Annotated in this window: 16 protein-coding genes; 5 read left to right on the forward strand and 11 right to left on the reverse strand. The window is 58.2% G+C overall.

Going from position 1 to position 13,106, the window contains the following annotated elements:
• Window positions 1-75: 75 nt before the first annotated feature.
• The 5 genes from SBL51_RS14980 (at window position 76) to SBL51_RS15000 (ending at window position 2,814) form a co-directional block, all read left to right on the forward strand.
• Window positions 76-834, forward strand: a complete 759-nt coding sequence (locus tag SBL51_RS14980) for an SDR family NAD(P)-dependent oxidoreductase (RefSeq protein ID WP_317931858.1) — start codon at window positions 76-78, stop codon at window positions 832-834.
• Window positions 835-916: 82 nt separating this feature from the next.
• Window positions 917-1,240 carry a 2Fe-2S iron-sulfur cluster-binding protein gene (locus SBL51_RS14985; protein WP_317931859.1) on the forward strand — a complete coding sequence of 108 codons (324 nt, stop codon included), beginning with the start codon at window positions 917-919 and terminating at the stop codon, window positions 1,238-1,240.
• A gap of 232 nt (window positions 1,241-1,472) precedes the next feature.
• Window positions 1,473-1,733 carry a hypothetical protein gene (locus SBL51_RS14990; protein WP_317931860.1) on the forward strand — a complete coding sequence of 87 codons (261 nt, stop codon included), beginning with the start codon at window positions 1,473-1,475 and terminating at the stop codon, window positions 1,731-1,733.
• A gap of 135 nt (window positions 1,734-1,868) precedes the next feature.
• Window positions 1,869-2,192 (forward strand): SDR family oxidoreductase, encoded by a 324-nt coding sequence (locus tag SBL51_RS14995; RefSeq protein WP_317932075.1) that lies wholly within the window; start codon window positions 1,869-1,871, stop codon window positions 2,190-2,192.
• A 145-nt stretch (window positions 2,193-2,337) separates the two neighbouring features.
• Window positions 2,338-2,814 (forward strand): flavin reductase family protein, encoded by a 477-nt coding sequence (locus SBL51_RS15000; protein WP_317931861.1) that lies wholly within the window; start codon window positions 2,338-2,340, stop codon window positions 2,812-2,814.
• Between the two features lie 64 nt (window positions 2,815-2,878).
• Here SBL51_RS15000 and SBL51_RS15005 read toward each other — a convergent pair whose 3' ends face one another.
• The 11 genes from SBL51_RS15005 to map all read right to left on the reverse strand — a co-directional run bounded on the left by SBL51_RS15005 (window position 2,879) and on the right by map (window position 13,038).
• Window positions 2,879-3,328 carry a CBS domain-containing protein gene (locus tag SBL51_RS15005; protein WP_317931862.1) on the reverse strand — a complete coding sequence of 150 codons (450 nt, stop codon included), beginning with the start codon at window positions 3,326-3,328 and terminating at the stop codon, window positions 2,879-2,881.
• Between the two features lie 149 nt (window positions 3,329-3,477).
• Window positions 3,478-3,888, reverse strand: coding sequence for a group II truncated hemoglobin (locus SBL51_RS15010; protein ID WP_317931864.1), 411 nt, complete (start codon window positions 3,886-3,888; stop codon window positions 3,478-3,480).
• A gap of 15 nt (window positions 3,889-3,903) precedes the next feature.
• The gene (locus tag SBL51_RS15015) at window positions 3,904-4,275 is read right to left on the reverse strand and encodes a hypothetical protein (RefSeq protein ID WP_317931865.1); all 372 of its coding nucleotides are present in this window, start codon (window positions 4,273-4,275) and stop codon (window positions 3,904-3,906) included.
• The gene (locus tag SBL51_RS15020; protein ID WP_317931866.1) at window positions 4,263-4,730 is read right to left on the reverse strand and encodes a PaaI family thioesterase; all 468 of its coding nucleotides are present in this window, start codon (window positions 4,728-4,730) and stop codon (window positions 4,263-4,265) included. The genes SBL51_RS15015 and SBL51_RS15020 overlap by 13 nt, the downstream gene beginning before the upstream one ends.
• Window positions 4,731-4,929: 199 nt before the next feature.
• Window positions 4,930-6,081 (reverse strand): succinyl-diaminopimelate desuccinylase, encoded by a 1,152-nt coding sequence (gene dapE / locus SBL51_RS15025; protein WP_317931868.1) that lies wholly within the window; start codon window positions 6,079-6,081, stop codon window positions 4,930-4,932.
• Between the two features lie 17 nt (window positions 6,082-6,098).
• Window positions 6,099-7,130 carry a 2,3,4,5-tetrahydropyridine-2,6-dicarboxylate N-succinyltransferase gene (dapD, locus tag SBL51_RS15030; RefSeq protein ID WP_317931869.1) on the reverse strand — a complete coding sequence of 344 codons (1,032 nt, stop codon included), beginning with the start codon at window positions 7,128-7,130 and terminating at the stop codon, window positions 6,099-6,101.
• A gap of 81 nt (window positions 7,131-7,211) precedes the next feature.
• The gene (locus SBL51_RS15035) at window positions 7,212-7,556 is read right to left on the reverse strand and encodes an ArsC family reductase (protein ID WP_317931870.1); all 345 of its coding nucleotides are present in this window, start codon (window positions 7,554-7,556) and stop codon (window positions 7,212-7,214) included.
• A 116-nt stretch (window positions 7,557-7,672) separates the two neighbouring features.
• On the reverse strand, window positions 7,673-8,365 hold the full coding sequence (gene nth / locus SBL51_RS15040) for an endonuclease III (protein WP_317931871.1): 693 nt from the start codon (window positions 8,363-8,365) through the stop codon (window positions 7,673-7,675).
• Entirely contained in the window at window positions 8,362-9,549 is a 1,188-nt protein-coding gene (gene dapC, locus SBL51_RS15045; protein ID WP_317931872.1) for a succinyldiaminopimelate transaminase, read from the reverse strand. The genes nth and dapC overlap by 4 nt, the downstream gene beginning before the upstream one ends.
• Before the next feature lie 16 nt (window positions 9,550-9,565).
• Window positions 9,566-12,265: a [protein-PII] uridylyltransferase gene (locus SBL51_RS15050; protein WP_317931873.1), complete on the reverse strand. Its 2,700-nt coding sequence runs from the start codon at window positions 12,263-12,265 to the stop codon at window positions 9,566-9,568.
• Window positions 12,265-13,038, reverse strand: coding sequence for a type I methionyl aminopeptidase (gene map, locus SBL51_RS15055; RefSeq protein ID WP_317931874.1), 774 nt, complete (start codon window positions 13,036-13,038; stop codon window positions 12,265-12,267). The genes SBL51_RS15050 and map overlap by 1 nt, the downstream gene beginning before the upstream one ends.
• Window positions 13,039-13,106: the final 68 nt, after the last annotated feature.

Below are 13,106 nucleotides of genomic sequence, written 5' to 3' on the forward strand. Positions count from 1 at the left end.
ACAGTGGTGTACATAAACTGGTGCGCCTCAATAAATAGAACGCCAGTTGGCAGTGGTTTGAGAGGAGTTGGTGGTATGACTGATATTGTTAAAGTGGCGGTAGTGACTGGCGGCGCGTCGGGTATTGGTGCGGAGATTTGCCGCTATCTGGCCAAAAGTGGTAGTGATATCGCGATTTGGGATCTAAACGAAGCGGCTATGGCCTCAATGGCGGCCGAAATCACCGCCATGGGTCGCCGGGCAACTACCTGTGTTGTCGATATCTCCAATCAGGAGTCGATTGCTGCGGGAATCGCCAAGACTCACGAGGATCTGGGCTTGGTAACCATTATGGTCAATAGCGCCGGTATTCACGCGACCGGACCAATCATGGAGATCGACGAGGCAACCTGGGACAAGGTAATGGCGGTCAATTTGAAGGGGGCTTTCCTGGTTACCAAGGCAGTAGTACCCGATATGGAAGCCGCGGGCTGGGGTCGTATTATCTACATCTCCTCCTCCAGCGCGCAGACGGGATCACCTGACATGTGCCATTATGTGGCCTCCAAAGGGGGGGTGATTGCGCTCACCAAAGCGTTGGCGGTGGAGCTTGGGCCAAAAGGGATTACCGTTAACAATGTGCCGCCCGGCATGGTTGTAACGCCAATGCTGCGTAACCTGGAAGGCAATGGTGGTATTCCCGGTGGAGTAGAGGCTATGGCCTCCAGGTTGCCGGTGCGCAAGGCTGGTCAGCCGGAAAATATGGCAGCGGCCGTCGCCTTTTTGGCCTCGGAAGAGGCGGGATACATCACAGGCCACACGTTGAGCGTCAACGGCGGTCGTTATTTCAACTAATCCGGCGTCGTCACTGTGCAGCCATCAGCGGTAACGCTGGCGGCTGTGAGTTCGGACCCATCAGCGCAGATCTGTACAGTCAATGAGTGAAGAGAGTAGTTTACAACAACCTGAAGCCAACCCTGGGCAGCCAATAGTGATCACCGTGGTAAGAGGTGATGATCGCTATGAATTTGATCGGGAGGAGGGGGAAAGCCTGATGGCCGCCGCCGACCGGGCGCAAATTCATCTGCCTTCATCTTGTCGCAGTGGCTATTGTGGCACCTGCATGGCCCGAATTACCGAGGGCGAGGTAACCTTTGACGAAAACCACGCCCTGGCCGGTAAGGTAATGTCCGAGGGTTATATTCTGGTGTGCCAGGCAATCCCATTGACTGAGCGGGTAACCATCGAATACGAATTTTGATGCAGCTCAATCAGATTTCTTACCAGCCCGGTTTGAATCCGGGTATACAACGGGCTGATAAAGAGCCGAAACGAGATGCCACTCATTTGCTAAAACGATAAGAGATAAAATCAGACAAGTGGCAGTGTTATTACACCGGTGCCGGTAGCAGCCTAGGTTTTGCAACCGCAGTAGAGTTGGTGGCTGCTGTTTACAAGGTGCGGGCGTTGGCCGTGATACCGGTAAGCTGGAGGTGTTGGCGATAGAGGTTGGCGGCCCGAGCAAGGTTGTCACCCTGCCGGTCGATATCGCCAATGACGATGCCTCTGAATGGATTGTCGGTAGCGGTATGGTGCTTTTGGGGTGGAGCGGTTTGGAAAAGGCACCCTTCAGTCATGCCGCTATCAGCCCGCCCAAGGCCCTGTGCGACACCGACCACGATTTCCTCGATTTTCAATGCCGGCTTGATGCTGTGCGCCGTATCGTTTGGCGCGTGATGCAATCACCCTTATGAAACCAGGTTCGGTCACCATTAAGTCAACTCAGTCTTCTTGTTGATGGGTGGCCGTTACCGCGGCTCCTGGTCCAGGTGCAAGGCTGGTATGAACGGCTTAACTTAGCAATCGCCTGCCGCTAGGCTCCGCAGGGTATTCGCGGTAACGCGGTGGCACCTGGAGTAACCGTCACGCCTATGACCAAAGGCCGTTATGGCAACCCCATCTCTCAGTCGATGAACCAGCAGATGATCCCCAGTCCGCGCCTGGGTGCCGTGGTGGATATTGCCGCTACCATTGCCTGTTGGTATTCACCGGGCGGTGAATTCATCAATGGCCAGGTGATTGTGGTCGATGATGGTTGGTCAGCCACCAAGTATCTCTCTGGCTTCGGTTTGAACTCCGCTAGGGTGATGCCCAAAGGTCACTTGCCAGCCGAGGTTTGCAATTGCGCCACTGGCACTGTAAAAGCCGGGTAAAGCTTGGTAGGCTACCCGGCTTTTTTACGTCTATGGATTAGTGGTGGGTTCTGCCGACAACGGAACCTGCGCAGGGCTTTAGCCCAAAAATAGCGTAGTCGCGCCGTGTGCAGCACGGCCTGTATGACTAGGAATGGAGTTTTTAATGTTGAACACAAAAGAATTTCGCGATGCGCTCGGCTGTTTCGCCACTGGTGTCTGTGTCGTGACGACTACTCTGGAAGATGGTACTGCCATTGGCATGACCATCAACTCCTTCTCGTCGGTTTCGCTGGAGCCTGCACTGGTTTTGTGGAGTATTCAGCTCTCTTCGGAGTGTTACGAGACGTTTAACCAGTGTGACAAGTTCGCCATCAATATCTTGTCTGCGCCGCAGCAATCACTCTCCAACCTTTACGCCAAAAAGGGCGGCCATCTGCTGGAGACAGGGCAGTTCACCCTGGGCAGCTCTGGTAGTCCACTACTGGAGGACGTAATGGCCACCTTCGAATGCCGCACCTGGGCAAAATACCCCGGTGGCGACCACACCATTATTATTGGTGAAGTGGATAACTTTGTTGTGGGCGATACTAGTTCGCCACTGCTGTTCTACAAAGGAAAATACGGCCAGTTGTCCGAATAAAACGGAGTCACCGGTGATTTGTAGCTACTAGTCCGGCTACAAATCGCCAGCGATCTTAATAAACCTAGCCTAAGTGGGCTTCGTGAGGCTGCTTGATCGGGCTTTCAGCGCTGATCGCCAGCAGTTGTTTGTCGATGGCGCGTAGGATTAACCGCCGGCTGATAATCCCTATCACCCGCCCGTCATCATCCAATACTGGATAGGCTTTGGGTTTCTGTTTGAGCATCTGCTGAGCAAGGCTGAGCAGGTCGTCGTCTTCAAGGACAGTCAGCACCTCGGTTTTCATTACGTCGGCCACCTGCGCTACCCTCTGGTTGTAGTAAAGCACCTGCAGGGCAGAGCTCATACAATCCTGCTCGGAGATCCAGCCAACCAACTCCCCACTGGCAGAGATCACCGGCCCGCCAATCGCCTCGTGTTTCAGCAGGTCTCTAACAGCTTCCACCACCAGCGCGTTAGGGTTGAACTTTACAAATTCGGTGGTCATGTAATCTGCAACTTTCATGGATTCCATAAGCGTGTCCCTTTTAATTTCTTTCGTTGTTCAGGTCTGATTGCTTGTGTGGCCAATTACTAGTGGTCGATATTGCGTCGGTAACAGAAGGATCATGAATTAAAGTTTGGGCGAGCTCAAGCCTGATACCGCTTCCATCCTACCTAGACTCAGCATTGGTGGCGCGTGAGAATTCTATCTGCCGGCACAGTCAATTGTTTAAGCAAATAATCAGCCAGATCCTGGGGGTAGTGCTGCTGGCCAATCGCTTTTGTCATCGCCCACAGCCAAGCGTCACGGCCGGCATCAGTAATGGGTAGATGGGCGTGGCTGTTAATAATATCGATGGGCCCATAACGTTCGCGATAGAGCTTGGGACCGCCCATCCAGCCACTCAGAAAACGGAACAGCTTGTCCCGGCTTTCGGTTAAATCGTTGTTGTGCATCTGATGCAGGGCTTCGGTCTCTGGGCTGCTGGCGATAATGTCGTAAAACGCATTCACCAGGCGGTAAACACCGGCCTCTCCGCCCACTGCTCTGAAGGTGGCGTCACCCACACCGTAGGTTTGCACTTCGCTCACTATACTCCCTCGGGTTTATTGGTAGTACCAACAGACCAACAATTGGTCACCGTCGGCTGACTGCGCTTTGCGGATGGTTTTAACTATTTGGCTGCCAGCCGGTAGGCCTGTTATCGCATAGACAGAACGCCAACTGTTTGATTTATCGCAGTCTCCCGGCACTCTCGCCTGGCAGGCGTGCTCCACCAGTCTGGGCTGGCAATCAGACGTACCGCAGGCCAGTGGCCGCTGTTGAAAATAGACCGGTTGTGGGAATTGGTGGCAGGCGACCTTGGTGGCTTCTGGCGTGGTCGAACTGGGGGCAAGCGGGGAGCCGCCGGTGGCCACAGCCAGCAGAGACAGTGCCGATGCCAGGGCCGGTCGCCGCCAGAACGTTATTTTATCCACTGGCTGTCGACCTCAACGGCGAGCAACTCGGCGCTGACGCAGGGCCGGCCCTCGCTCCACAGTTGGCACTCCAGCCGGGTTTTGCGTGGTTTTACGGTGATCACCTTGGCGCGCAGTTCTACGGTATTGTTGAGGCTCACCGGCCGCAGATACTTCAGGTTGAGTTCACCGGTGGCAAACCAGATGGTCGGTTCGCTGCCAATAGCCCGATTCTGCCGCCGGTAGCCGTCGGCGATGGCGGTACAGACGCAGTGGCAGCCGATAATGGTGGCGATGATGCCGCCATTGAGAAATTTGCGGCTGCCCGACATGTGCTGTGGGCTGGGGGTGAAGCGGCAAATCGCGGTCTCCGGGTCCTCATTGGACCAGAAGCTCTCAATGCCGAGCCCATCGGGGTTCTCCTGGCCGCAGCCAAAACAGGGGTTGTGTTGAATCTGTTTTTGAAAGCTGAGCATTCTGGCTGCCCTCGTCAGTGGCCTTCCGCCTGGGGAGGTGGGTTTTCAGCACTGCTGAAAATCAATACACAGTTCGACAACTTTATTGGACGCTTGGTTTAGCCCGCAACCGAACGACCGGCGTTTGGCAAGCAGTCGGACGCCCGGTGTTCAGCCAGGGACCGGGTACCCGTCTTATAGGCTGGGGCCGGATTCCCGGCTAGGGCGCTAACAGGCGCGCTAATATCCCTTCGTAAACCGCCGAGATGTGGTCCAGGTCGGCGATGCTGACATGCTCATCCAGCTGGTGAATGGTGGCGTTGATGGGCCCAAGCTCAATCACCTGGGTGCCGGTGGGCGCGATAAAGCGGCCATCGGAGGTGCCGCCGGCGGTCGACAACTGGGTTTCGATACCGGTAACCGCCTTAATGGCCGATACGGTAGCGTTGACCAGTTCGCCGGGTTCGGTGAGGAAGGCCTCGCCGCTTAAGTGCCAGTCCAGCTGGTAGTCCAGGCCGTGTTTGTTGAGGATTGACTCAACCCGCTCGATGATCTGCTGGTAAGTGAGCTCGGTGGAGAAGCGGAAGTTAAAAATGACTTTAAGGGTGCCGGGCACCACATTGGTGGCACCGGTGCCACCGTTGATGTTCGAGATCTGAAAACTGGTGGCGGGGAAGTAGTCGTTGCCGTTATCCCATTGTTGGGCGGCCAGCTCCGCCAGCGCCGGCGCCGCCAGATGGATAGGGTTTTTGACCTTGTGCGGATAGGCGACATGGCCCTGCACCCCTTTGACTGTCAGCCAGCCACCCAGGCTGCCCCGGCGGCCATTTTTGATCACATCGCCGGCCAGGTCGGTACTGGAGGGCTCGCCCACCAGGCACCAGGTGATCTTCTCGCCACGGTTCTCCAACCACTCCACCACTTTCACCGTGCCATAGTCGGCAGGACCCTCTTCGTCGGCGGTAATCAGAAAGGCGATACGGCCGTTGTGGTTGGCGTGTGCTGTCACAAACCGTTCGCAGGCGGTGACCATGGCGGCCAGGGCGCCTTTCATGTCGGCGGCGCCGCGGCCGTAGAGCATGCCCTCGTGCAGGGTGGGCTCAAACGGGGGGAAGAGCCAGTTCTCTTCCGGCCCGGTGGGTACCACGTCGGTGTGGCCGGCGAAGGCGAAGATGGGGCCGCTGTCGCCGCGCACCGCCCATAAATTTTGCACCCGCTCGCTGCCCTCGCCCCAGCTCAGAAACTCACAGTGGAAGCCGATGGCACGCAGCCGTTCGGCCATCAGCTCCTGGCAGCCGGCGTCCTCCGGGGTGATCGAAGGACGGCTGATCAGGGCTTGAGTAAGTTCTACCGTGGCAGAGAGGTTGGTCATTTGCGCGGGCACCTAACTTAGTTGTGAACGTGTAAGGCTTCGTTGAGTTGAATGGCGGTCTGATTGGTTTTGCACTCCACCGCACCGGTTACGGAGTTGCGGCGAAAGAGCAGGTCGTTCTGGCCGGCCAGGTCACGCGCTTTGACAGTATCCACCACCGAGCCGGTGTTATCGAGCAGGGCAACACGGGTGCCGGCGGTGATGTAGAGGCCAGCCTCAACAGTACAGCGGTCACCGAGCGGGATGCCGATACCGGCGTTGGCGCCCAGCAGGGAGCCTTCACCCACGGAGATAACAATGTTGCCGCCGCCGGAGAGGGTGCCCATGGTGGAGCAGCCGCCACCCAGGTCGGAGCCCTTGCCGACAAACACGCCGGCGGAGATGCGGCCTTCAATCATCCCTGGGCCTTCGGTGCCGGCGTTAAAGTTGACGAAGCCTTCGTGCATGATGGTGGTGCCTTCGCCCAGGTAGGCGCCCAGGCGCACGCGGGCGGTGTGGGCGATGCGCACACCGGTGGGGACCACGTAGTTGGCCATTTTCGGGAATTTATCAACACAAGAGACTTCCAGCTCTTCGCCGGCCAGGCGGGCGGCCAGCATTTTTTCGGGCAGTTCGCTCAGGTCGATGGCGCCTTGGTTGGTCCAGGCGACGTTGGGCAGTACCGCAAAGATGCCGCTCAGGTCCACGCCGTGGGGTTTCACCAGGCGATGGGAGAGCAGGTGCAGCTTGAGGTAGGCTTCAGGGGTGGATTGTGGACCGCTATCCTCGGCCAGCAGGGTGGCTACCAGTGGCCGTTTGCTGGTGGTGAAGCTCTGGGCGATTTTGGCCAGTTGCTCGTCAATGCCCTCCAGTGCGCCGGCCAGTTGCGCGGCTTCGTCTGTGCCGAAGGCGATCGCCTGATTGCCGCCCTGGTAACCCAATACCTCGGCCACGGCGGTGGCGACGGCTTCGCTGGGGTTATGCAGTGGTTGCGGGTAGAAAACTTCCAACCAGCTGCCCTGGCTGTTTTGTGTGCCTACGCCCAGGCCTAAGCTGAAGAGAGTGGTCATGGTGCTGTCCTATTCTGTTCGTTTGGTTAATGCCACTGCTGCCGATGGCGCAAGCGGTGGTGAGAGTGAGTGGCCGGCTGACTAGCCCAATAGCTGTTGGTAGTTGGCGGCGGAGAAACCCACCTGCCGGCTGCTGCCGGTATCCAGCAGGGGCCGTTTGATCAGGGTTGGGTGCTGGCAGATCAGGGCCGCAGCATCGGCGCCCAGGGCCTGCTCGCGTTCGGCTTCAGTGAGCTGTTTCCAGGTGGTGCTGCGCTTGTTTACCAGGGTCTCGGCGCCGAGTTCATCCAGCCAGGCTTGAACCATTGCCGGTGTCAGTCCGTCGGCCCGAAAATCGTGAAATTGGTACTCTAGCGCGGCTTGTTCCAGCCATTTGCGCGCCTTTTTGACGGTGTCGCAATTGCTGATGCCATATAAAGTCAGCATGAATTCCCCCTTTATGCTGCTTAAATTTGCCACTGGGGGCAAAAAAGGTCGGGAATAATAGCAAAGTTTCCGCCTGCGATCACAGGCTAAGGGGCGATTGCCGGGATTATTGGCGGTTAGGCCTTGAGTGTCTTTTTCGGGTGCTTGCGGGTGGGGTAGCAGGTTGTGCAAATTTCACACACCCGGCCATCGCAGCCACGGGCGCTGCAGTATTCGCGGCCGTAGTAGATGATCTGCAGGTGCAGGTCATTCCAGCGCTCTTTCGGGAAGAGCCGTTTCAGATCTTTTTCGGTCTGCGCCACGCTCTTGCCGTTGGTCAGCCCCCAGCGTTGGGCCAGGCGGTGAATGTGGGTGTCGACGGGAAACGCTGGTACGCCGAAGGCCTGCGACATCACCACACTGGCGGTTTTGTGGCCCACCCCCGGCAGCTGTTCCAGGGCTTCGAGGTCGGCCGGCACCTGGCCGTCGTACTCCTCAACCAATATCTGCGACAGGCGGGCGATGGCTTTGGACTTCTGCGGCGAGAGGCCACAGGGGCGGATAATGGCCCGAATGGTCTCGGCTGACTGCTGGCTCATGGTCCAGGGATTATCGGCCAGCTGCCACAGCGCCGGAGTCACCTGGTTGACCCGCTCGTCGGTGCATTGAGCCGAGAGCAGTACCGCTACCAGCAGGGTGTAGGGGTCGGTGTGGTCGAGGGGAATCGGCGGCTTCGGGTAGAGTTCGGCCAGCTTAGCCAGAATAAAGGCCACCCGCTCGGCTTTGCTCAGGTTGCGGACGGCGCCGGTGGCCGGTGGCAGCTGGCTCACTGCGCCAGCCCTTGCACGAAGCGTTGAATCCGGTGGGCGGCTTCCAGGCACTCCTCGACCTCCGCCACCAACGCCATGCGCACATGGTTCACGCCCGGGTTGGTGCCCTGGGCGGTGCGCGCCAGGTAGCTGCCCGGCAGCACGGTTACGTTTTCGGCGGCAAACAGTTCGCGGGCGAAGGCCTGGTCGTCGATGGGGGTTTTGGCCCAGAGGAAGAAGGCGGCATCGGGCTTTTGCACTGCCAGTACCGTCTGTAACACCGGCAGTACCTGCGCAAATTTCTGCGCGTAGAGCGCCCGGTTGGCGGCCACGTGGGTTTCATCCTGCCAAACCAGACTGCTGGCCGCCTGAATGGTGAGCGGCATGGCGCAGCCGTGGTAGGTGCGGTAGTGCAGAAAGGGGGTGATGATGGCTTGATCGCCGGCGACAAAGCCCGAACGCAGACCTGGCAAATTGGAGCGTTTCGACAGGCTCTGAAAGACCACGCAGCGACGGTAGTCGTGGCGACCCAGCTCTTCGCACACGGTGAGCAGGCCGGTGGGCGGCTGCTCGAAGTGGATTTCGGAGTAGCACTCATCGGAGGCGATCACAAAGTCGTAGCGGTCGGCCAGCTCGATCAGCTCACGCAGCTGTTCGGCGGGCATTACCGCGCCGGTGGGGTTACCCGGGTTGCAGAGATAGAGCAGCTGGCAGCGCTGCCAGACGGCCTCGGGCACCTGCTGGTAGTCGGGCAGGTAGCCCTGTTCAGCGGTGCAGTTGAGGTAGTAGGGCTCGGCACCGGCCAGCAGGGCGGCCCCTTCGTAGATCTGATAGAAGGGGTTGGGCATCATCACGATGGGCTGCTGGCTGCGGTCGACCACCGCCTGGGCGATGGCAAACAGCGCTTCGCGGGTGCCATTGACCGGAATTACCTGGCTGGCATTGAGGTGGCTCAACTGGTAGCGGTTGCTCGCCCAACTGGCCGCGGCCTCACGCATGGCCGGTGTGCCACCGGTGACCGGGTAGTTGCTGAGCAGGTCGAGATTGTCGCGAATGGCCGCCAGGGCAAATTCCGGCGCCGGGTGTTTGGGCTCACCGATGGAGAGCGAAATGTGGGGGCGGTCTGCCGGTGGTGTGATACCACTCTTCAGTTCAGCCAGTTTCTCAAAGGGGTAGCTGTGCAGCCGTGTTAAATCAGGGTTCATGGTGGGTGTGGGTGCTCTAGGCCAATGCTTGCGCGTCTTGCGCTTGGTTCTGTTCGTCGAGCTGACGGCGGATTTCGGCCTGTAGCTGCTCGCAGTGGTTCGGATCGCTCAGGGGCTCGCCGTTGAGGTCGGAAATCATAAAGACGTCCTCCACCCGTTCGCCGAGAGTGCTGATGCGGGCGCTGGTGAGGTGGATACCCTGATCGATAAAAATCTGGCCAATACGGGCCAACAGGCCGGGGCGGTCGGGGGAGATCACCTCCAGCAGGGTTTGGCCGCTGATCAGGTCGTTATAGATGCCGGTTTGCGTGGGAATACGGAAATGTTTCAGCTCTCTTGGCGTGCGCCGGTGGATGCTGGCCGAGTCGTCGGTCTGCATGGCCAATTCCCGGTTGAGCACGGTTTTGATCTTGTTCAGGCGGATAAGGTCGTTGCCGATGGCGCGACCATGCTGGTCGAGCACATAGTAGTGGTCCACCGACACTCCCGAATCAGACTCGTAAATACGTGCCTCCTGAATGTTGAGGTTCAGGTGGTCCAGGGTGGAGGCCGTGGTGGCGAACACGTTTTTCCGATTCTGGGTGCGGATGAATATCTGGGTGGCACCCTCGGTGTGAAAGCTGGTGGAGGTGTTAAAGGCAATGACGATATCGGCCTCTTCCGCCTCCAGTACCGCCGCCGTCTGCCAGGCGATATCCAGGTGGTGCTCGCGAATAAAGTAGTCGTCGTTGATGTCGCCCCATACCGCCCGCACCTGGGCTTCGGAGATGGATCGGTCGGCCAGCTTGAACAGTGCCAGCTGCTGAGTCTCGTCGACGATATCCTGGCGGTCAACGGGGTTCTCCAGGCCGCGGCGCAGCACGCGCTTGGTCTCCATGTAGAGCTGGCGCAGAAGCGATGCCCGCCAGTTGTTCCAGATATTGGGGTTGGTGGCGTTCATGTCGGCCACCGTCAGGGTGTAGAGGTAGTCCAGGTGTTCCTGGTCACCCACCTCCAGGGCAAAGTTGCGTACCACCTCCGGGTCGGCGATATCCTCTTTTTGCGATACCGACGACATCTTCAGATGCTGCTCCACCAGCCAGACAACTAAATTGGTGTCTCTGCGCGTTAACTTGTGGCGTTTGCAGAAGGCTTTGAGGTCTTTGGCGCCCAGCAGTGAGTGGTCGCCGCCCCGGCCTTTGCCGATATCGTGATAGAGCCCGGCCAATACCAGCAGCTCCTGTTTGCGCAGGTTGCGGTAGATGTGATGGGCAATGGGAAATCGGTTTTTGGCCTCGCTGTCGCCAAAGGTGTGAATGTGCTTAATAACGTGCAGGGTGTGGGCATCCACGGTGTAGATGTGGAACAGGTCGTGTTGCATCTGCCCGGTGATGCGGCCAAATTCGGGCAAATAGCGGCCCAGTACGCCGTAGCGGGTCATGCGCTTGAGCACGGTGAACAGATCGAAGGGCGACTTGAGCAGGCGGTAGAAGAGCTCAATGTGCAGTGGCTTGTTGCGGTAGTTTTCGTCGATCAGATCGCGGTTTTCGCGGATCAGGCGAATGGTGGCGGCGCGCACCCCCTGAATATGGGGCATCGAGCCCATCAAGACGAAGATCTCGAGCAGCGCCGAGGGTGACTCTTCAAACACCTTGGGATGGGTCACTTCAATGTAGTTGTTGGCCAGCCGGAAGCGTTCGTTGATGGGGGTGATTTTCTGATACTCATCCTTGTGCAGGATGGCCTCGCTCAAGTACTGTAAAATCACATCGTTCAGTTCGCGCAGTGACAGCACCACCCGGTAGTACCAGTGCATAAACTGCTCGACCGCCAGCCGTTTCTCGGAGTTGCTGTAGCCGAACATCACCGCCAATTCGGTTTGGTAGTTGAACAGCAATCGCTCTTCGGAGCGCCCGGCCAGCAGGTGCAGGCCATAGCGCACCCGCCAGAGGAACTCCTGGCCTCCGTGTAACACGGCCAATTCGCGGGCGGTAATGAAGTTTTGCCCTTCCAGGTCGGCCAGGGTTTCGATACCGAAAAAGCGTTTGGTTACCCAGCAGATGGTTTGTATGTCGCGTAAGCCGCCGGGGGCATTTTTGATATTAGGCTCAAGGTTGTATTCGGTGAAGTTGTACTTCTTGTGGCGCTTCTCCTGCTCCGCCAGTTTGGCGGTGAAGAAGGCCTCTGCCGGCCAGATTTTATCGGGGCCAACGGCGGCTTTGAGACCGGCCGCCAGCCCCTTGGGGCCGACAATGGTGCGGCACTCCATCATGTTGGTGACGATGGTGATGTCGTCCTTGGCCAGGCGGGTACACTGCTCCAGAGTGCGTACACTGTGGCCGATATCGAGGCCGATATCCCACAGCAGCATGACAAAGGCTTCAATATTATGTGCCTGGGATTCAATACACTCCTCCTCAAAGAGGATGAGGATGTCGATATCCGAGTGGGGGTGCAGCTCTTTGCGGCCATAGCCACCCACCGCCAACAGGCCGCACTGTTCGGTCCATAGGAACTGGTGCCAGGCGTAGTGCAGCATGCAGTCGACAAACATGGCGCGCTCGCTAACCAGTGAGCGGATGCTGGCACCGTCCCAAAAACGCTTGTTGAAGTGGGCGTCGGCCGCCGCCAGGGCATCTTTGAATATAGTGACCCGCTCCTGGCTGTTGGCCAGGTTTTGCCGAAACTTCTCCTGGTCAAAAAATACCAGGGGTGACTCAAAATAGGGGGGCTGCACTAAAAGCTTTCCTCGCGACGGGCGGTCAATACCTCTACGCCATCTGCGGTGACCGCCAGAGTATGCTCCCATTGGGCGCTCAAGCGGCCGTCACGAGTCTCCACCGTCCAGCCATCTTTCTTCAATTTGGTTTGTGCTTTGCCGGCATTGATCATGGGCTCAATGGTGAAGGTCATCCCTTCCACCAGCTCCATGCCGGTGCCGGGCCGGCCGTAGTGCAGCACCTGGGGCTCTTCATGAAACTCCAGGCCGATGCCGTGGCCACAATATTCGCGCACCACCGAGTAGTAGTTCTTCTCGGCGTGGGTTTGTATGACGTGGCCGATGTCGCCCAGACGGGTGCCGGGGCGTACCAGCTCAATACCTTTATAGAGGCACTCCTGAGTGATCTGCACCAGCCGCTCAGCGTGGGGGGCGATTTTACCGACGGCGAACATCTTACTGGTGTCGCCGTGGAAGCCATTGTGAATGACGGTGATATCCAGGTTGACGATGTCGCCCTCTTTTAGCACTTTCTTCTCGGAGGGAATGCCGTGACAAACCACCTGGTTGATGGAAGTGCAGATCGACTTGGGGAAGCCTTTGTAGTTGAGGGGCGCAGGAATGGCTTTCAGCTCCTGCACGATAAAGTCGTGGCAGAGTCGGTCGAGCTCGCCGGTGGTAACCCCCGGTTTAACGTAGGGGGCGATCATTTCCAGTACTTCCGCTGCCATGCGGCCGGCCACTCGCATCTGGGCTAACTGCTCGGGCGTCTTAAGCGAGATATTGCTCATAGGGTTTCTAAATAGTCGTTTTATGTTTCATGGGGCGATCGATGGCGCCGTCAGAGGGGCGGGGAATC

The organism is Halioxenophilus sp. WMMB6 (assembly GCF_033283405.1).
GTDB lineage: Bacteria > Pseudomonadota > Gammaproteobacteria > Pseudomonadales > Cellvibrionaceae > Halioxenophilus.